This is a genomic window from Herbaspirillum sp. DW155 (assembly GCF_037076565.1).
GTDB lineage: Bacteria > Pseudomonadota > Gammaproteobacteria > Burkholderiales > Burkholderiaceae_D > Herbaspirillum.
Genome location: NZ_AP029028.1, coordinates 4,958,367 through 4,975,913, shown reverse-complemented (window position 1 = coordinate 4,975,913; position 17,547 = coordinate 4,958,367). Strand labels below are relative to the sequence as shown.

Below are 17,547 nucleotides of genomic sequence, written 5' to 3'. Positions count from 1 at the left end.
ACAAGCAGCTAAAGAGAAACGTGAAACCGTTGAACGCGAAATATCACAAGCAGGCCGGCGGTACGCTGCTCGGCCTGATCCTGGGTTTGATCGTCGGCCTGGGGATCGCCGTGGGTGTGGCACTGATGATCACCAAGTCGCCCATCCCCTTCGTCAACAAGGTGGCACGCCCCGAGCGCGCCGACCCGACCCCGGCCCAGGCGGCCGACCCCAACCGCCCGCTCTACGGTAATCGCGACATTGCCCGCGAAGCTGCGCGTGACCAGCAGCAGTCGCAGACCCCGGTGCCGCCCAATACGGCTACCGCGCAGCCTGTACCGCCTGTTGCGCCGGCGCCGCAGGCCAGCGCTCCGGCGGCGCCGGCCAATCCGGCCCCGTCGAAGTCCGAGACCAGGACGTCTGAGGCCAAGCCATCGGCCGCCACGCCGCCGGCCTCGGCCTCCAAGGGCGACACCAATGACGACAAGTGGACCTACTTCCTGCAGACCGGCGCCTTCCGCGACCAGGCCGATGCCGAAAGTGCCCGCGCCAAGCTGGCCCTGCTGGGCTTCGAGGCCAAGGTCACCGAACGCACTGCAGACAGTGGCGTACTCTACCGTGTGCGCATCGGACCCTTCGAGCATGCCGATGCCATGAACCGCACGCGCAGCAAGCTGTCCGATAACGGGGTCGATGCCGCCATCGTGCGCATCCCCAAATAAACCAGATCGCACCGTGGATGCCGGCGGCAGGGGATAACCGACCGGCACGACGGGCCTGGAACGGCCACCGGCCGATTCCACCGACTATCCATCAGAGAGGGTAATACCATGCGTTTCCATCAAAAGCTGCTGGCTGCGGTCAGCTTCGGCGTGCTGGCTTTCACCGCCAGCGTCGGTGCCTCGGCCTCGCCGGCCAATCCGCAAGTGGGCAGCGACTACCGCGTGCTGGAACAGGCCCAGCCGACCGATTCCGGCAACAAGGTCGAAGTCATCGAATTCTTCTGGTACGACTGCCCGCACTGCGCGGCCTGGGATCCGTCGCTGACGGCGTGGGTCAAGAAGCAGGGTGACAAGATCAACTTCAAGAAGGTGCCGGTGGCCTTCCGCGAAAACTTCGTGCCGCAGCAGAAGCTCTACTACACTCTGGAAGCCATGGGCCGTGCCGACGAGCTGACTCCCAAGATTTTCCAGGCCATCCACGTGGAAAACCAGCGCATCAACACCGACAAGACCATCCTGGCCTACATCGAGAAGATCGGCCTGGACAAGCAGAAATTCCTCGACCTGTACAACTCCTTCGGCGTGCAGACCAAGGTGCGCCGTGCCGCCCAGCTGCAGGAAGCCTACAAGGTCGATGGCGTGCCGATGATCGCCATCGATGGCCGCTACGTCACCTCGCCGGCCGTGGTCGGCGTGGCCCTGGCCAACCAGCCCGAATCAATGCAGCAAGCCGCCGCCCTGCAGGTGATGGATCACCTGGTGGCCAAGGTGGCAGCTGAAAAGGCTGCCGGCAGCACACCCGCCAAAAAGAAATAAGCTTCACCCGTTCCATACGGTCCGCGTCCGCAAGGCCGCGGACCGTTGTCGTTTGGGCAGCAGTGTTTACCTAAACCTTCATATCACCTCAGGAGCAGGCATGGCCAACCCTCTCGTCGTTGCAGCCCAGGAACGCGTGTTCCTCACCGGCGCCTCCAGCGGAATCGGCATGGCCCTGGCGCACGCCTACGCCCGCCGTGGTGCCACCCTCGGTCTGGTCGCGCGCCGCACGGCCGAGCTGGAAGCCCTGCGCGAGAGCCTGCCGCATCCGGAACGGCACCGCGTCTATGCCCTCGACGTGACCGACCACGCGGCGCTGGCCGCTGCCGCCGAGTCCTTCCTGGCCGAGTTCGGCGGGGCCGATGTGGTCATTGCCAATGCCGGCATCTCGCAAGGCACGCTGACCGAATACCAGGAAGACCTGGCCGCCTTCGAACGCATCCTGGCCGTCAACGTCACGGCCACCTTTGCCACCTTCACGCCTTTCGTGGCGCGCATGAAGGCCGCGCCCGAGGCGCAGCGCCGCCGCTGCCGCCTGGTCGGCATCGGCAGCGTGGCCGGTATTCGCGGCCTGCCGGGCGCGGGCGCCTATAGCGCCTCCAAGGCGGCCGTCATCAGCTACTGCGAATCGCTGCGGGTGGAGTTGCGTTCCTCCGGCATCAAGGTCGTGACCATCGCGCCCGGTTACATCGATACGCCGATGACGCGCGTGAACACCTATCCCATGCCCTTCCTGATGCCGGTGGAGCGCTTTGCCGAGCGTGCGGTGGAAAGCATCGCTGAGGGCGTGAGCTATCGCGTCATCCCGTGGCAGATGGGGGTGGTGGCCAAGCTGCTGCGGCTGCTGCCGAACTGGCTGTACGATATGGCCTTCGCCCGCGCGCCCCACAAGAAACGCAATCTGTAAATCAGGCGGCTGCGGCCGCTTCTGGAGTTTTTCATGAAGATCATTTTTGCCGGCACGCCGGAATTCGCCGCCGTCGCGCTCGAAGCGCTCTATGCCGCCGGTCACGAGATCACCCTGGTGCTGACCCAGCCCGACCGCCCCGCCGGACGCGGCATGCAGCTGCAAGCCTCACCCGTGAAGCAGTGCGCCATCAAGCACGGCACGCCGGTGGCGCAGCCGGTCTCCCTGCGCCTGAACGGCAAGTATCCGGACGTGGCGCAAGAAGCCCACGCCCTGCTGCAATCGACCCCGCATGATGTGATGGTGGTCGCGGCCTATGGCCTGATCCTGCCGCGCAGCGTGCTCGACATCCCGCGCTACGGCTGCATCAACATCCACGGCTCGCTCTTGCCGCGCTGGCGCGGCGCCGCGCCCATCCATCGCGCCATCGAGGCGGGCGATGCCGAGACCGGCATCACCATCATGCAGATGGAAGAGGGGTTGGATACCGGCCCCATGATGCTGAGCGAAAGCGTCCCCATCGCTGAGGATGACACCACCGGCAGCCTGCATGACAAGCTGGCCGCGCTGGGCGGCAAGATGATCGTAGCAGCGCTGGAGAAGCTGGAGCGCGGTGAGTTGCCCGCGACACCTCAGCCGGAAGAGGGCGCCAACTATGCCGCCAAGATCGCCAAGGAAGAGGCCGCGCTGGACTTCAGCCAGAGCGCCGTGCAGCTGGCGCGCCGCATCCGCGCCTTCAATCCCTTCCCCGGCGCGACCGGCCGCTTCGGCGACACCGTGGTCAAGCTGTGGCAGGCGCGTCCGGTCAGCGTAGCCCAGCGGGGCAGCCCGGGCCAGGTCTTGTCGGCCGATGCCCAGGCCGGCATCGTGGTGGCCTGCGGCGAAGGCGCGCTGCTGCTGACCGAGTTGCAAAAACCCGGCGGCAAGCGCCTGCCGGCGGCGGAATTCCTGAAGGGTTTCACGATGGAAGGTGGACGGTTCGACTGAGCCGTTCCGGGCAGGTGCGCCTCAGCCGAGCTGCCTGAGCACGTGCGGCAGATGCCGCCAGAACAATTCCTCGCCCAGATGCACCCGTGCCTGCCAGTCATCGGCGGCGTCGTCATTGGCGCCGTCGGTGATGAACTTGAAGGCACGCCACGGCACGCCGAAATGCTTGCAGACGCGGGCGATGGCAAACAATTCCATATCCACCAGATCCACCTTCTGCTCCAGCAGCCAGTCATCGGCTGCCGTCACGAAGCTGTCGCCGGTGCCGCAGAGCACGCCCGGATAGCCCGATTCCAGCCGGGCCGGCTGCTGTACCTGATCCATCAGCGGCGTGACGCCACGCGGCGCCAGCGGCGTGGCATCCATGTCGCGCTGGAGCACGGCGGCCACTTCCAGCAAGCCATCATGCAGCGGATCGATTTTGCCGGCCGTGCCGAAATTGATGACCGCGCGCGGACGATGGGTCAGGATGGCCTGGGTGGTATGCAGCGCGGCATTGACCTTGCCGACGCCGCAATAGACCACCTGCACGCCGGCCGGAGCAGCAGCGGCATTGAGTTCACTTTCCAGCGCGGTCAGGATGAGGATGGGCGGATGATCTGGCATCTGTGTAAATAGTTAACGGTTTGCAACGAAGCCCTGCCCGCAAAGCCTCCCCGGAGGCGGCGGCAGGGTGCTTTGGCGTATAATCGGGGTCACTTTTTGCCTGCCGAACCGGTCCTTTCCTGGCCGGTTTTTTTATCCGCAGCGCGCCCGTGCGCGGGGGGCAGGCTCTGCATTGTTGCCGTAACCAGAGAAAAACGCCAGATGAAGCCGAACGAACTGTGCCAGACCGAATTGCTGCTGCGCGACCTGATGTCGCAGCGCATCCTCATCCTCGATGGCGCCATGGGCACCATGATCCAGCGCTACAAGCTGACTGAAGAGGATTATCGCGGCCAGCGTTTCGCCGACTTCAGCGTTCCCGGCAAGGAGCTCTTCGTCAAGGGCAACAATGAACTGCTCTCGCTGACCCAGCCGCACATCATCCAGGAAATCCACGAGCAATACCTGGCCGCCGGTGCCGACCTGATCGAGACCAATACCTTCGGCGCCACCAGTGTGGCCCAGGACGATTACCACATGGCGCACCTGGTCTACGAGATGAACGTGGAATCGGCGCGCCTGGCGCGCGCGGCCTGCGACAAGTACTCGACCCCGGACAAGCCGCGCTTCGTGGCCGGTGCCTTGGGCCCCACGCCCAAGACCGCCTCCATCTCGCCGGACGTCAACGACCCGGCCGCCCGCAACGTCACCTTCGATCAACTGGTCGCAGCCTACCTCGAGCAGACCCGCGCCCTGGTCGAAGGCGGGGCCGACGTGCTGCTGGTCGAGACCATCTTCGACACGCTCAACTGCAAGGCGGCTTTGTTCGCCATCGATACTTTCTTCGAAGAGAGCGGCAAGCGCCTGCCCATCATGATCTCGGGCACCGTGACGGACGCCTCCGGCCGCATCCTGTCGGGCCAGACCGTGACCGCGTTCTGGAACTCCATCCGCCATGCGCGCCCGCTGACCGTGGGCCTGAACTGCGCCCTCGGTGCGGCCCTGATGCGCCCCTATGCGGAAGAGCTGTCCAAGATCGCCGACACCTTCGTCTGCATCTATCCCAACGCCGGCCTGCCCAATCCGATGAGCGACACCGGCTTCGATGAAACACCCGATGTCACCTCTGCATTGTTGAAGGAATTCGCCGAGAGCGGTTTCGTCAACGTCGCCGGTGGCTGCTGCGGCACCACGCCGCCGCACATCAAGGCCATTGCCGAGACGGTGGCCACGATCCCCCCGCGCAAAGTCCCCGAGCCGACCCACGAGATGCGCCTGTCGGGCCTGGAGCCCTTCACCATCAATGACGATTCGCTGTATGTGAACGTCGGCGAGCGCACCAACGTCACCGGTTCCAAGGCCTTCGCCCGCCTGATCCTGAACGAACAGTACGACGAAGCCTTGGCCGTGGCCCGCCAGCAGGTCGAGAACGGCGCCCAGATCATCGACATCAACATGGATGAAGCGATGCTCGATTCGGTCGCCGCCATGACGCGCTTCCTCAACCTGATCGCCTCCGAGCCCGACATCGCGCGCGTGCCCATCATGATCGACTCTTCCAAATGGGAAGTCATCGAAGCGGGCCTGAAGTGCGTGCAGGGCAAGTCCATCGTCAACTCCATCTCGATGAAGGAAGGCGAGGAGAAATTCCTGCGCGAAGCCAAGCTGTGCCGCCGCTATGGCGCGGCCGTCATCGTCATGGCCTTCGACGAAGTGGGCCAGGCTGATACCTTCGCCCGCAAGATCGAGATCTGCGAACGCGCCTATCGCCTGTTGGTGGACAAGCTGGACTTCCCGCCCGAAGACATCATCTTCGACCCCAACATCTTCGCGGTCGCCACCGGCATCGAGGAACACAACAACTACGCGGTCGACTTCATCGAAGCCACCCGCTGGATCCACCAGAACCTGCCCTACGCCAAGATCAGCGGCGGTGTTTCCAACGTCTCCTTCAGCTTCCGCGGCAATGATCCGGCGCGTGAAGCGATCCACACCGTTTTCCTGTATCACGCCATCAAGGCCGGCATGACCATGGGCATCGTCAATGCCGGCATGATCGGTGTTTACGACGACCTGCCGGCCGAGCTGCGCGAGCGCGTGGAAGATGTGGTCCTGAACCGCCGCGAAGACGCCACCGAACGCATGATCGAATACGCCGCGACGCTCAAGGCCGGCGACAAGAAGGAAGAAGCCACCCTCGAATGGCGCAACCTGCCGGTGGCCAAGCGTCTCTCGCATGCGCTGGTGCACGGCATCACGCAATGGATCGTGGAAGACACCGAAGAGGTGCGCCAGCAGATCGCCGCCGATGGCGGCCGCCCCATCCATGTGATCGAAGGTCCGCTGATGGATGGCATGAACGTGGTCGGCGACCTGTTCGGCCAGGGCAAGATGTTCCTGCCGCAGGTGGTCAAGTCTGCGCGCGTGATGAAGCAGGCCGTGGCGCACCTGATCCCCTTCATCGAGGAAGAGAAGCGCCAGCTCGAAATCGCCACCGGTGAAGTCGCCAAGCCCAAGGGCAAGATCGTCATTGCCACCGTCAAGGGCGACGTCCACGACATCGGCAAGAACATCGTCACCGTCGTCCTCCAGTGCAACAACTTCGAGGTCGTCAACATGGGCGTGATGGTGCCCTGCGCCGAGATCCTGGCCAAGGCCAAGGAAGAGAAGGCCGACATCATCGGTCTTTCCGGCCTGATCACCCCGTCGCTGGAAGAGATGGCCTACGTCGCCAAGGAAATGCAGCGCGATCCGTATTTCGCCGGTCTCAAGATGCCGCTGATGATCGGTGGCGCGACCACCTCGCGCGCGCATACGGCCGTCAAGATCGCCCCCAACTACGAAGGCCCGGTGGTCTACGTGCCGGACGCCTCGCGTGCCGTGTCGGTGGCGCAATCGCTGCTGGCCGACGAGCAGAAGACCCAGTACGTGGCTGAACTGAACGCCGACTACGAACGCATCCGCGAACAGCACGCCAGCAAGAAGGCCGCACCCATGCTGTCGCTGGCGGCAGCGCGCGCCAACAAGACCAAGCTGGACTTCGCCCCGGTCAGGCCCAAGTTCATCGGCCGCCGCCTGTTCAAGAATGTGGACCTGGGTTTGCTGGCCAACTACATCGACTGGGGTCCGTTCTTCCAGACCTGGGATCTGGCCGGTCCTTACCCTGCCATCCTCACCGATGAAGTCGTGGGCGAAGCCGCGACCAAGGTCTTCCAGGAAGCCCAGGCGATGCTGAAGAAGATCATCGACGGCCGCTGGCTCACCGCCAATGGCGTCATCTCGCTCTTGCCGGCCAACACCGTCAACGACGACGACATCGAGATCTACACCGACGACAGCCGTAGCCAGGTTGCCTTCACTTACTATGGCCTGCGCCAGCAGACCGAGAAGCCGGTGGTCGATGGCGTGGCGCGTCCCAACCAGTGCCTGTCTGACTTCATCGCGCCCAAGGACTCGGGCGTGCAGGATTACATCGGCATGTTTGCCGTCACCGCCGGCCTCGGTATCGAGAAATACGAAAAGCGCTTCGAGGATGCCCACGACGATTACTCCTCGATCATGCTCAAGGCCCTGGCTGACCGCCTGGCCGAAGCCTTCGCCGAATACCTGCATGAACGCGTGCGCAAGGACCTGTGGGGCTACGCGGCCGATGAGAACCTGAGCAGCACCGATCTCATCAAGGAAAAATATCTCGGCATCCGTCCCGCACCCGGCTATCCGGCCTGCCCGGAGCACACCGTGAAGGCTGACGCTTTCCGCGTCATGCAGTGCGATGAAATCGGCATGCAGCTCACCGAGTCTTACGCCATGTTCCCCGGTGCCTCGGTATCGGGCTTCTACTTCGCACATCCGCAGTCGAAGTACTTCGTGGTCGGCAAGATCGGCGAAGACCAGGTGGCCGATATGGCAGAGCGCCGTCATGTGCCCAGGGAAGAGGTGGAACGCTGGCTGGCGCCGAATCTGTAAATGATTTGCGCATGGACCGTCCGGCGTGGTGCCGGACGGTTTGTTTCAGCCCTTGGCCGCTTGTCCTTGTATTCCCCAGCCGTCCTGCTATCATCCACGCCCGCCGTTCCGTAGCCCTGCTTTTGCCATGATCGATTCCGCTGACCACGTCACCCATGCACTGCCCGTGACCGTGGCCACGCGCCTGCACTTCACCGACGGCAAGACGCGCGCCATCTTCACGGTGGACCTGGTGCAGGATCTCTTGGGCGACTGGGTGCTCACCCAGGCCTGGGACGGCATCGAAGGCCGCAGCGCCGTGCGTCGGGTGGTGGTGGCCGGGCATGAGGAGGGGCTGCTGATGCTGCAGAAGATTGCGCGGCACAAGGAGCGGCTGGGGTTTCGGCAGGTGCATCTTTATCACGTAGGTTGAGGCTATAGGCTGCGCCATTACTGTCCGCCGTTCTAGCCCTTGTGGCCGGGCGGCTTTTTTATGTCTCCGCCTGCAAGCCGGCATCCCGCGTGATAGGCTAGAACCCATTTCATAAATAGGCGTGAGATGCGTTCTGTCCAGAAAGGGCGCTGGCAAGGCGCGCGACGCGTCGTGTGGCGGTGCCACACGCAAGGAGTGCAACGCGGCCAGCGCCCTTTCTGGACAGAACCCGCAGGGAGCGGCCCGTTTGGGCGAATTGCTGCGTTACGAATTTGGGTCAAGACGCCCAGTCTTGACCCAAATTCGCGCCTTGCACTTCATCCCAAACGGGACTCGCTCGCACTCACGCCTATTTATGAAATGGGTTCTAGTCAGCCTGGGATTTGCACCCATCGGATGCAATCTGTTGCACAGTTGCGCGGCCTATCAAAAAACTTATAAATGCCGACGCAAAAACTAAATCACCAACGCGATAAAAATTAGTCCGGAGACAGACCGTGCCGCCTTCCTTGCCCCATTCCGCCACTGACCGCCACCAGATCGATTCCTCCTACGCCGTGCTGCGCCTGTGCATCACCCTGGTCCTGATGATCGTGGGCGCCAGCGGCATGTACGTGATGGCGGTGGTACTGCCGGCGGTGCAGGCGCACTTCCAGGTGGATCGTGGGCTGGCTTCCATGCCCTATACCCTGACCATGCTGGGCGTGGGCGTCGGCGGCCTGTTGATGGGGCGCATGGCCGACCGTTCCGGCATCACGCGTGCGCTGCTGCTGGGCGGGGCCTGCCTGGGCGCGGGCTTCATCGCGGCGGCGCTGGCGCCCAACATCTGGTGCTTCATGGCCGCGCACTGCCTGTTGATCGGTTTCCTCGGCACGGCCTGTACCTTCTCGCCGCTGGTGGCCGATACCTCGCTGTGGTTCCGCAAGCGGCGCGGTATCGCCGTGGCGGTGTGCGCCAGCGGCAATTACCTGGGCGGCGCGTTGTGGCCGCCCATCGTCCAGCACTTCGTCGACAGCGTGGGCTGGCAGCAGACCTACATCGGCATGGGCATCGCCTGCAGCCTCATCATGTGCAGCCTGGCCCTGCTCATGCGCGCCCGTCCGCCGCTGCAGGACAGCGGGCCGGCCAGCACCCGCGCCGGCGGCGGTCCGCGTCCCTTCGGACTGGCGCCGGGTTCCGCTCAACTGCTGCTGTGCGTGGCCGGCGTCGCCTGTTGCGTGGCCATGGCCATGCCCCAGGTCCACATCGTGGCCTACTGCGGCGACCTCGGCTACGGCCCGGCGCGTGGCGCCCAGATGCTCTCGCTGATGCTGGCCTGCGGCGTGGTCAGCCGCCTCGTCTCCGGGGCCATCTGCGACCGCATTGGCGGCCTGCGTACCTTGTTGTTGGGCTCGGCGCTGCAGGGCTTGTCGCTGCTGCTGTTCATTCCCTTCGACAGCCTGGCGTCGCTCTACATCATCTCGGCCCTGTTCGGCCTGTTCCAGGGCGGCATCGTGCCGTCCTACGCCATCATCGTGCGCGAGTATTTTCCTGCCGCTGAAGCCGGGCAGCGCGTGGGCGCGGTCATCATGGCCACCATGTTCGGCATGGCACTGGGCGGCTGGATGTCGGGCAAGATCTTCGACCTCACCGGCAATTACCATGCGGCCTTCGCCAACGGCATCGCCTGGAACCTGCTGAACCTGAGCATCGCCGTGCTGCTTTTTACCCGCGCGCGCGGCATGGGCCTGCGCACCGCCTGAGTACCGCCTGAGCGCCGCCTGAGCACGGGCAGGCGCAGCGTGGTTGGCAGCGCAGCGGCTTTCCGCTACGCTGCCGGGTCACACCCTCAATGCCGTTTTTTCCGATTGCGCCATGTTCATCCTCTTTCTCAAGGCCGTCCTGCTGATCCCGGTCACGCTGCTGCCCATCCTCAATCCCCTGGGGATCGCGCCGGTATTCGCCAACCTCTTGGGCAACGTCAGCCGCAGCACCGAAAAGCGCATCGCGCGCCAGGTGGCCATCAATTGCTGGTTCATGCTGGTGGCGGCGATCTTCATCGGTTCGCACGTGCTGACCTTCTTCGGCATTTCCTTGCCCATCGTGCGCGTGGGCGGCGGTTTGCTGGTGGCGGTCTCGGGCTGGAAGCTGTTGAACGACAACAGCCAGGACAGCGCCATTCCCACCCAGGTGGCCAAGTCCTATGACGAAGACCTGCCCGATGAAGAAATCAAGGCACGCAGCTTCTACCCGATGAGCTTCCCCCTGACCGTCGGCCCCGGCACCATCGCGGCCTCCATCACCTTGGGTGCCAACACGCCCACGCGCCTGCTCGATTGGGTGATTTCGGTGGGCAGCGCCGCACTGGGCGCAGCCGTGACCGCGCTGGTGATCTTTCTCTGCTACAACTATGCGCACAAGCTGGTCAACCTGATGGGCCGCCTGGGCACCATGGTGGTGTTGCGGCTGTCGGCCTTCATCCTGCTGTGTATCGGGATCCAGATCTTCTGGTCGGGGATGTCGGCGCTGCTGGCCGAGGCGGGGATCAGCGGCGTGGCGCCGTAAGGAACAGGTCCCGGCGCCTGTTCCCAATAAGGTCAGCTAAGCTTTTGTTGATAGCGTTGACCCCACGGCCGAACTTACATCGGCTTGTGGACCATCAGCCAATAGACGATGACCAATCCGCCAAACGCGGGAAAGCCGAGCACGGTCCAGATCCGTTCAAAGCGCCAGAAACGCTCCGGCAGATCAGTGCCAGCGGCCGCCGCCGTTTGCGCCATGTCTCGCATTCTCAGCTGCAGCCATACCACCGGCAGCCAGCAGATCCCCGCCAGCGCGTACAGCGCCAACGACCAGAGCAGCCAAGGTGAAGTGATAGGGTAGCCGGCCAGATGCATCATCCAGAATCCGGAAAGCGGCTGGATGATGACCGCTGGCGTGGTGAAACACCAGTCCGCTCGAGCGACCCAGCGGGTGACCACGGCGATGGCCTGGACGTTGCGGCTGCGGTTGGTAAAGAACATGTAGAACGCGGTGCCGAAGCCGGTGCCGAACATGAAGGTGGCCGACATGATGTGCAGCCATTTGGTGGCGAGATAGTCCATGGTGTTCTTGCTCCTTAGTCTTGTTTTTCGGAGTTTGCCGTCAGCCGCCACATGATGAACATGAGGGCAAGCAGCGGCAGGTTCTTGCTCAGCGGGCCGAAGGGGTGCATCCAGAATTGCGGCAGGCAGAAGGACATGATTGCCGTATAGCCCAGCACCAGCGTCATCTGCAGCGGCCATATCCATGACCGCCGCGCCACCAGTACGATCACGCCGATGGTGGCGTCCAGCAAGCTGGCACCCAGCAGCGCAGGTTCTGCCCATGCGTGCGGCAGGCCGCATTGCGCCAGCCAGTCCAGGCTTTGGGTATGCGGCCAGCCGAACCACGAGGCGTACGCCGTGAGTATCCAGAGCAACGCGATCACCAGTCGGCAGGCCGGAAGCGCCCAGGCGCAGACGGCGCGCGCCCTTTGCGCGGGGCCGGTGAAATCCTCGGGGCGGCGCAAGGGGCGGCCGAGTATCGCGCGCACCGGTCCGCTATCTGCGGTATTGCTGCCGTCGGCACTTTGTTCCAACATGCGCAGCGAGTCCACTGTCAATGCGCTGCCCGGCAGCAGTTCGGCGCAGCGCGCGAGCAGGCGGGCAGGTGCGGCGGGAAGCGTCAATACCAGGCCGGGCGGCCAAGCCATTGCCGCACGCAGGGTTTCGATATAAGCGGCAATGCTCAGCGCACGCGGACCAACTGCCGCCAGTTCGCGTGGTACCGGCCCATCGGAGGTGAGCAACGTTACCAGCACGTCGGCCAGGTTCTCGACGTGGATGGGTTGCACCAGCGCACGGTGGGCCATGGGCATGATGATCAGTGGCAGACTGGCCATCATGGTGAACACGCGACTGCTGGCACCTTCATCGCCGTAGACCAGTGACGGACGTACCACAGTGCCGGCCAGCCTGCGCTGCAGCAGGTCGGCATCGGCGGTCCCCTTGCTGCGCCAATAGGCAGTCACGGCGTGCGGTTCGCTGCCCAATGCCGACACCTGCACCACGCGCGCCACACCGGCTTGTTCGCAGGCAGCAAAGAGAGCGATGGGCATCTGGTGATGCAAGCGCTGGAAATCGCCCGGACGGCTTTCGCGAATGATTCCGACGCAGTTGATGACCGCATCGATACCTTCCAGATGCGGCAGCCATGCCTGGGCGTCGGTGAGCGAGGCAATGTCGAGCTCCTTGCATGCGACCAACGTGCCCGAGGGCTTGCTGCGGCTGACGCCGATGGCGTGGTGGCCCGCCCGCTGCAGCGCCGCCATGGTGTAGCTGCCGATCAGGCCGGTGGCGCCGATGACGAGGATGTTCATGATGCGGCTCCCCGCAGCGCTACCGGCGAGCGCGGCGCCATCTGCCATGCGGCCATGACCTCGCGCACACGCCAGCCCAGCACACCCGCCGCCGTGATGCCGAGCAGCCACTGCACCGCGCCATGCATCAAGCGGACCAGCCATCTTCTTGTACCTGTGGAAGTGTTCATCTCGTTTTATGTCTTTAATTTCTGTATAAACAGAAATTCATAATAAAAAAAATGGCCTTCAAAAGCCCGTTCCCTCGCGCCTGCAGAGGCCGCTCTCGCAGGATGCGGAAGGGCGTACGCCGACCAGACCCAACAGCCGGGAGACTCCATAGCGGTGACGAGCGAGGAGTGCATACAGCGCTGACCAGAGCCTGCGCAAGGCGCGTACGCGCAGCGGCCATACCATCCAGCCGCGTCCGGCCAGCGTATAGGCGGCCAGGATGCTGTCGATCCCCACCAGCAGGCGACCGTCGGCGGTCGTACTGTGCAGCAGTGCATTGAGTGCGGCCAGGTCGGTGCCGAGCGAGGCTGGCGAAAAATCATCTTGAGCGATGTCGACGAAAGCCAGCTTGCCGGCCTTGTCCCAGCGGCGCAGCTTTTGCATTTCTGTGACACACAGGCCGCAGCGGCCATCAAAGTAGAGCGTGAGTGCGGGGCCGGTCATGATGACTCCTTGTCGTCGTTGCTAAGCAGGCGCGCAAACTTGCCGCCCATCTTGAGAAAGCGTTGCAGGGTTGCAGGTGGCAGGTGCTTGTAGTCGTCGTAGGTGGACATGAGCATTTCCAGGAAGGCCAGCACCTGATCCATCTTGGCCTTGGTGGCGCTTTCCAGGGCGGGGTCGTGTTGCGCTTCCGATGCGCATTCACGCAATACCGTGAGGGTGGGATCTATTTCCCGGCGCTTGCGCTGCTCCATGATGACGCGGAAGATTTCCCACACGTCCTGCAAGGCAATGAAGTGGTCGCGACGGTCGCCCGCTACGTGGGTGATGCGCACCAGTCCCCAGCTTTGCAGCTCCTTCAGGCTGTTGCTGACGTTGGAGCGCGCCACCCCCAGCGTGTCGGCGATGTCTTCGGCGGGCAGCGGCTGGTTGACCAGGAACAGCAGGGCGTGGAGTTGCGCCACGGTGCGATTGACTCCCCAGCGGGTGCCCATCTCGCCCCAGTGGAGGATGTACTTGTGCATGGTCGGAGAGAGGTTCATTTTGTTCCATCGTTTCTGTTATTACAGAAATGATGGAACAAAATGAGCGGGAAGTCAAAGCCAATTGCAGAGGGGCGGCGCGTGTGAAAGGAACAGGCTCTATTTCAACCAGCCCAACTCATCCAGCGCATCCTGCACCAGCTCCAGCCGCAACAGCGGATTGTCCAGCGCCAGCAGGCTCTGCTTGAGGTTCACGGAGATCGGCATCATCTCGGCCCAGCGGTTGGCCACCCAGCCGCAATCGTCCAGCCGGTAAGGCGCGGCGATGGGCACTTCGCTGTCCGGCAGGCCCTGGCGCAGCACCGATTGCAGCAGGTTGTCCAGCGCCTGCGAGGTATTGCGCAACTCCTCAGGAATCGTCACCGCGTGGTCCGCTTCCATCACTTCCACCTGTGCCGTCCATAGTCCGTGTTTCTGCTGCTCGGCCTGCAGGATGCGAAAACGCTCCCCACCCAGGCAGGCAATGCGCATGAGGCCGGGCGAGGGTGTGCTCCATTCCTGGATGCGCGCCACCGTGCCCACGCCGACGAAGCGCTCGGTCTGGCCGGGGCGGCGCACTTCCGATCCCTCCGTCAGGGCCACCACGCCGAAGCTGCTGCCCTCGGCGATGCACTTGCGGATCATGTCCAGGTAGCGCACCTCGAAGATCTGCAGCGGCAGCCGTCCTTCCGGAAAGAGCGTACTGGCCAGCGGAAACAGCGGGATGGTCTGGGCCGAGATCGGCGGGCGCGGGGTAGCGGGGGCGGCGGGCATGATCACTCCTGAGTGAAGTCAGTCATGAACGCAGCGCATACCGGTTCTCGGCCACGCATTCATAGCGCTGCACGATGTAGCCGTTGTCGTCCACGCTTTCGAGATAGACGTCGAACTGCCACAGCCGCGCCATGTGGCGCAGCACCTCGTTGGTACTGTCGCCCAGCGAACGGCCGTCACTGCGGAAGTGGCGCAGCGTCAGGCTGCGATTGCCGCGCGTGTTGACCGACCAGACCTGGATGTTGGGCTCGCGATGATTGATGTCGTACTGCCGCGACAGCGCCTGGCGCACGTACTGGAAGCCGCGTTCGTTATGGATGGCCGAGACCTCGATCTCGCTGCGCGCCTCGTCATCGAGCACGGCGAACATGCGCATGTCGCGCATGAGCTTGGGCGAGAGATATTGCGCGATGAAGCTCTCGTCCTTGTAGTTGCGCATCACGTATTGCAGGGTGTCGAGCCAGTTGCGCCCGGCGATGTCGGGGAACCACTCGCGGTCTTCATTGGTGGGGTTCTCGCAGATGCGGCGGATGTCGCTCATCATCGAGAAGCCCAGCGCATACGGATTGATGCCGTTGTAATACGGCTTGGTGATGGGCGGCTGGAACACCACATTGCTGTGCGAATGCAGGAATTCCATCATGAAGCCATCCGTCAGGCGGCCCTGGTCATACAGCGTATTCAACAGCGTGTAATGCCAGAAGGTGGCCCAGCCTTCGTTCATCACCTGGGTCTGGCGCTGCGGGTAGAAATACTGTCCGACCTTGCGTACGATGCGGATGACCTCGCGTTCCCACGGCTCCAGCAGGGGCGCATTCTTCTCGGCGAAATACAGCAGGTTCTCCTGTGGTTCGGACGGGAAGCGGCCTTCGACAGTCGCGGCGGCCGTTTCCTTTTTGGCCGGCAGGGTGCGCCACAGCTCGTTGACCTGCGACTGCATGTAGGCTTCGCGTTCGCGCTGGCGCGCCTTCTCCTGCGCCAGCGACAGGCGTTGCGGACGCTTGTAGCGGTCCACGCCGTAATTCATCAGCGCATGGCAGGAGTCCAGCAATTCCTCCACGCGTTCGAAGCCGTGGCGCTCTTCGCACTCGGCGATGTAATTGCGCGCATACACCAGGTAATCGATGATGGCGCTGGCATCGGTCCACAACTGGAACAGGTAATTGCCCTTGAAGAAGGAGTTGTGCCCGTAAGCCGCATGAGCGATGACCAGCGCCTGCATGGTCATCGTGTTCTCTTCCATCAGGTAGGCGATGCAGGGGTCCGAGTTGATGACGATCTCATAGGCCAGGCCCATCTGCCCGCGCTTGTAGTCGCGTTCGGTCAGCATGAAATGCTTGCCGTAGGACCAGTGCCGGTAATTGACCGGCATGCCGTGCGAGGCATAGGCATCCATCATCTGTTCGGCCGAGATGATCTCCAGCTGGATGGGATAGATGTCCAGCTCGTAACCCTTGGCTACGCGTGCGATTTCCTCGTTGTAGCGCTCGATGAGTTCGAAGCTCCAGTCCGAGGGGCAAGGCAGCGGGTCATGCTTGAAGCGGCTGTTCATGCGTGCACCTGCTTTTCAAAGAGTTCGCGGAAGACCGGGTAGATCTCGGCGGCCGATTGCACCTTCTTCATGGCGAAGTGCGGATGCGACTCGACCAGTTGCAGGTACTCGGTCCACAGGTTCTGTTCCGGCTCGGCTACCTGGATGTAAGCGAAGTAGCGCGTCAGCGGCAGGATGGCGGACTCCAGCAGTTCGCGGCACTTGGGGGAGTCGTCATTCCAGTTGTCGCCATCCGAAGCCTGCGCGCCGTAGATGTTCCACTCGCTGGGCGAATAGCGCTTGGTGATGATGTCGTGCATCAGCTCCAGCGCACTGGAAACCACCGTGCCGCCGCTTTCCTGCGAATGGAAGAAGGTGTTTTCATCGACCTCATCGGCGCGGGTGTGGTGGCGGATGAAGACCACTTCGATGTGTTCGTAGTTACGCGTCAGGAAGAGATACAGCAGGATGAAAAAGCGCTTGGACAAATCCTTGCGCTGCTCATCCATCGAGCCCGACACGTCCATCACGCAGAACATCACCGCGCGGCTGGACGGTTGCGGCTGGCGCACCCGGTTCACATAGCGCAGGTCGAAGGGATCGATGAAGGGGATGCGCAGGATGCGGGCGCGCAAATGTTTCACTTCCTCTTCCAGCAGCGGGATGTCGGCGCTGTGCTCCTCGGGTTTGCGCTTCATCTTGGCCAGTGTTTCCTCGGCCACGTCGAGCTGGCGCTGCAGCGGTCCGCCCAGGGCGATGCGGCGGCCCAGCGAGGAACGCAGCGAACGCACCACGTCGATGTTGTTGGGCGAACCGTCGACCGAATATCCGGCGCGCTGGTTCTTCCAGTTCGGTACCTGCAGCAGGTTGGTTTCGACCAGGCGCGGCAGTTCCAGATCCTCGAAGAAGTAATGCATGAATTCTTCGCGGGTCAGTTCGAAGGTGAAATCGTCCTGTCCTTCGCCCTCGTTGCTGGCACTGCTGCCGCCGCCACCACCGCTGCCGCCGTTCTGGCGCGGGATGCGGTCACCCTGCAGATAATCCTGGTTGCCCGGATGCACGGCTTCGCGTTTGCCGCCCTTGCCGTGATGGAAGAAAGGCTCCGAGACATCCTTGCGCGGGATGCTGATGCTCTTCGATTTTTCCAGATCGGTGATGCTGCGGTCGCGCACGGCGTCCGCCACCGAACGTTGGATATGCCCCTTGAAGCGCCGCAGGAAGCGCTCCCTGTTGGCGATGCTCTTGTTCTTGCCAGCCAGCCTGCGGTCGATGATCTGATGCAGCACTCGGTTCTCCTGCTAGTGGTCGGCGGTGCGCC

The 17,547-nt window shown here is 63.3% G+C and carries 17 protein-coding genes; 8 read left to right on the top strand and 9 right to left on the bottom strand.

All coding sequences use genetic code 11. The features are described 5' to 3' along the window. The first annotated feature begins 20 nt into the window (after positions 1–20). From AACH55_RS22700 to fmt, 4 genes are all read left to right on the top strand, one after another. A complete protein-coding gene (locus AACH55_RS22700; protein WP_338716918.1) occupies positions 21–701 on the top strand; it encodes an SPOR domain-containing protein in 681 nt (226 codons plus the stop codon). Positions 702–809: 108 nt separating this feature from the next. Next, positions 810–1,517, top strand: a complete 708-nt coding sequence (locus AACH55_RS22695; protein ID WP_338716917.1) for a thiol:disulfide interchange protein DsbA/DsbL — start codon at positions 810–812, stop codon at positions 1,515–1,517. 100 nt (positions 1,518–1,617) lie between these two features. Further along, positions 1,618–2,424, top strand: coding sequence for an SDR family oxidoreductase (locus AACH55_RS22690; protein WP_338716916.1), 807 nt, complete (start codon positions 1,618–1,620; stop codon positions 2,422–2,424). A gap of 33 nt (positions 2,425–2,457) precedes the next feature. Next, on the top strand, positions 2,458–3,411 hold the full coding sequence (gene fmt / locus AACH55_RS22685; protein ID WP_338716915.1) for a methionyl-tRNA formyltransferase: 954 nt from the start codon (positions 2,458–2,460) through the stop codon (positions 3,409–3,411). 21 nt (positions 3,412–3,432) lie between these two features. Here the strand turns inward: fmt and AACH55_RS22680 are convergent, their stop codons facing one another. Next, the gene (locus tag AACH55_RS22680) at positions 3,433–4,017 is read right to left on the bottom strand and encodes a 5'-methylthioadenosine nucleosidase (RefSeq protein WP_338716914.1); all 585 of its coding nucleotides are present in this window, start codon (positions 4,015–4,017) and stop codon (positions 3,433–3,435) included. Between the two features lie 201 nt (positions 4,018–4,218). Here AACH55_RS22680 and metH point away from each other — a divergent pair, with 201 nt between their 5' ends. From metH to AACH55_RS22660, 4 genes are all read left to right on the top strand, one after another. After that, complete coding sequence (gene metH, locus AACH55_RS22675; protein WP_338716913.1) at positions 4,219–7,962, top strand: methionine synthase; 3,744 nt, start codon at positions 4,219–4,221, stop codon at positions 7,960–7,962. A 127-nt stretch (positions 7,963–8,089) separates the two neighbouring features. Next, positions 8,090–8,374 (top strand): hypothetical protein, encoded by a 285-nt coding sequence (locus tag AACH55_RS22670; RefSeq protein ID WP_058897034.1) that lies wholly within the window; start codon positions 8,090–8,092, stop codon positions 8,372–8,374. 497 nt (positions 8,375–8,871) lie between these two features. Beyond that, on the top strand, positions 8,872–10,116 hold the full coding sequence (locus AACH55_RS22665) for an MFS transporter (protein ID WP_338716912.1): 1,245 nt from the start codon (positions 8,872–8,874) through the stop codon (positions 10,114–10,116). 112 nt (positions 10,117–10,228) lie between these two features. Further along, positions 10,229–10,918, top strand: coding sequence for a MarC family protein (locus tag AACH55_RS22660; protein WP_338716911.1), 690 nt, complete (start codon positions 10,229–10,231; stop codon positions 10,916–10,918). 74 nt (positions 10,919–10,992) lie between these two features. On the opposite strand, the gene AACH55_RS22655 is transcribed toward AACH55_RS22660, so the two are convergent. The 8 genes from AACH55_RS22655 to AACH55_RS22620 all read right to left on the bottom strand — a co-directional run bounded on the left by AACH55_RS22655 (position 10,993) and on the right by AACH55_RS22620 (position 17,515). Then, complete coding sequence (locus AACH55_RS22655) at positions 10,993–11,457, bottom strand: DUF2269 domain-containing protein (RefSeq protein WP_338716910.1); 465 nt, start codon at positions 11,455–11,457, stop codon at positions 10,993–10,995. Positions 11,458–11,471: 14 nt separating this feature from the next. Beyond that, positions 11,472–12,752: an SDR family oxidoreductase gene (locus tag AACH55_RS22650; RefSeq protein ID WP_338716909.1), complete on the bottom strand. Its 1,281-nt coding sequence runs from the start codon at positions 12,750–12,752 to the stop codon at positions 11,472–11,474. Further along, positions 12,749–12,922, bottom strand: a complete 174-nt coding sequence (locus tag AACH55_RS22645) for a hypothetical protein (protein WP_338716908.1) — start codon at positions 12,920–12,922, stop codon at positions 12,749–12,751. Before AACH55_RS22645 ends, AACH55_RS22650 begins: the two co-directional genes overlap by 4 nt. Before the next feature lie 58 nt (positions 12,923–12,980). Continuing rightward, positions 12,981–13,406 (bottom strand): DUF393 domain-containing protein, encoded by a 426-nt coding sequence (locus AACH55_RS22640; RefSeq protein ID WP_338716907.1) that lies wholly within the window; start codon positions 13,404–13,406, stop codon positions 12,981–12,983. Beyond that, complete coding sequence (locus AACH55_RS22635) at positions 13,403–13,945, bottom strand: MarR family transcriptional regulator (protein WP_338716906.1); 543 nt, start codon at positions 13,943–13,945, stop codon at positions 13,403–13,405. The genes AACH55_RS22640 and AACH55_RS22635 overlap by 4 nt, the downstream gene beginning before the upstream one ends. Positions 13,946–14,044: 99 nt before the next feature. Beyond that, positions 14,045–14,698: an LON peptidase substrate-binding domain-containing protein gene (locus AACH55_RS22630; RefSeq protein ID WP_338716905.1), complete on the bottom strand. Its 654-nt coding sequence runs from the start codon at positions 14,696–14,698 to the stop codon at positions 14,045–14,047. Between the two features lie 22 nt (positions 14,699–14,720). Next, on the bottom strand, positions 14,721–16,250 hold the full coding sequence (locus AACH55_RS22625) for a SpoVR family protein (RefSeq protein ID WP_338716904.1): 1,530 nt from the start codon (positions 16,248–16,250) through the stop codon (positions 14,721–14,723). After that, positions 16,247–17,515, bottom strand: coding sequence for a YeaH/YhbH family protein (locus tag AACH55_RS22620; protein ID WP_338716903.1), 1,269 nt, complete (start codon positions 17,513–17,515; stop codon positions 16,247–16,249). The genes AACH55_RS22625 and AACH55_RS22620 overlap by 4 nt, the downstream gene beginning before the upstream one ends. Positions 17,516–17,547: the final 32 nt, after the last annotated feature.

What these genes read in the sequence shown, in the direction of transcription:
- AACH55_RS22695 (WP_338716917.1), top strand. Translation starts at nt 810, where the DNA reads ATGCGTTTCCATCAAAAGCTGCTGGCTGCGGTCAGCTTCGGCGTGCTG.
- AACH55_RS22690 (WP_338716916.1), top strand. Translation starts at nt 1,618, where the DNA reads ATGGCCAACCCTCTCGTCGTTGCAGCCCAGGAACGCGTGTTCCTCACC.
- fmt (WP_338716915.1), top strand. Translation starts at nt 2,458, where the DNA reads ATGAAGATCATTTTTGCCGGCACGCCGGAATTCGCCGCCGTCGCGCTC.
- AACH55_RS22680 (WP_338716914.1), bottom strand. Translation starts at nt 4,017, where the DNA reads ATGCCAGATCATCCGCCCATCCTCATCCTGACCGCGCTGGAAAGTGAA.
- metH (WP_338716913.1), top strand. Translation starts at nt 4,219, where the DNA reads ATGAAGCCGAACGAACTGTGCCAGACCGAATTGCTGCTGCGCGACCTG.
- AACH55_RS22670 (WP_058897034.1), top strand. Translation starts at nt 8,090, where the DNA reads ATGATCGATTCCGCTGACCACGTCACCCATGCACTGCCCGTGACCGTG.
- AACH55_RS22660 (WP_338716911.1), top strand. Translation starts at nt 10,229, where the DNA reads ATGTTCATCCTCTTTCTCAAGGCCGTCCTGCTGATCCCGGTCACGCTG.
- AACH55_RS22655 (WP_338716910.1), bottom strand. Translation starts at nt 11,457, where the DNA reads ATGGACTATCTCGCCACCAAATGGCTGCACATCATGTCGGCCACCTTC.
- AACH55_RS22650 (WP_338716909.1), bottom strand. Translation starts at nt 12,752, where the DNA reads ATGAACATCCTCGTCATCGGCGCCACCGGCCTGATCGGCAGCTACACC.
- AACH55_RS22645 (WP_338716908.1), bottom strand. Translation starts at nt 12,922, where the DNA reads ATGAACACTTCCACAGGTACAAGAAGATGGCTGGTCCGCTTGATGCAT.
- AACH55_RS22640 (WP_338716907.1), bottom strand. Translation starts at nt 13,406, where the DNA reads ATGACCGGCCCCGCACTCACGCTCTACTTTGATGGCCGCTGCGGCCTG.
- AACH55_RS22635 (WP_338716906.1), bottom strand. Translation starts at nt 13,945, where the DNA reads ATGAACCTCTCTCCGACCATGCACAAGTACATCCTCCACTGGGGCGAG.
- AACH55_RS22630 (WP_338716905.1), bottom strand. Translation starts at nt 14,698, where the DNA reads ATGCCCGCCGCCCCCGCTACCCCGCGCCCGCCGATCTCGGCCCAGACC.
- AACH55_RS22625 (WP_338716904.1), bottom strand. Translation starts at nt 16,250, where the DNA reads ATGAACAGCCGCTTCAAGCATGACCCGCTGCCTTGCCCCTCGGACTGG.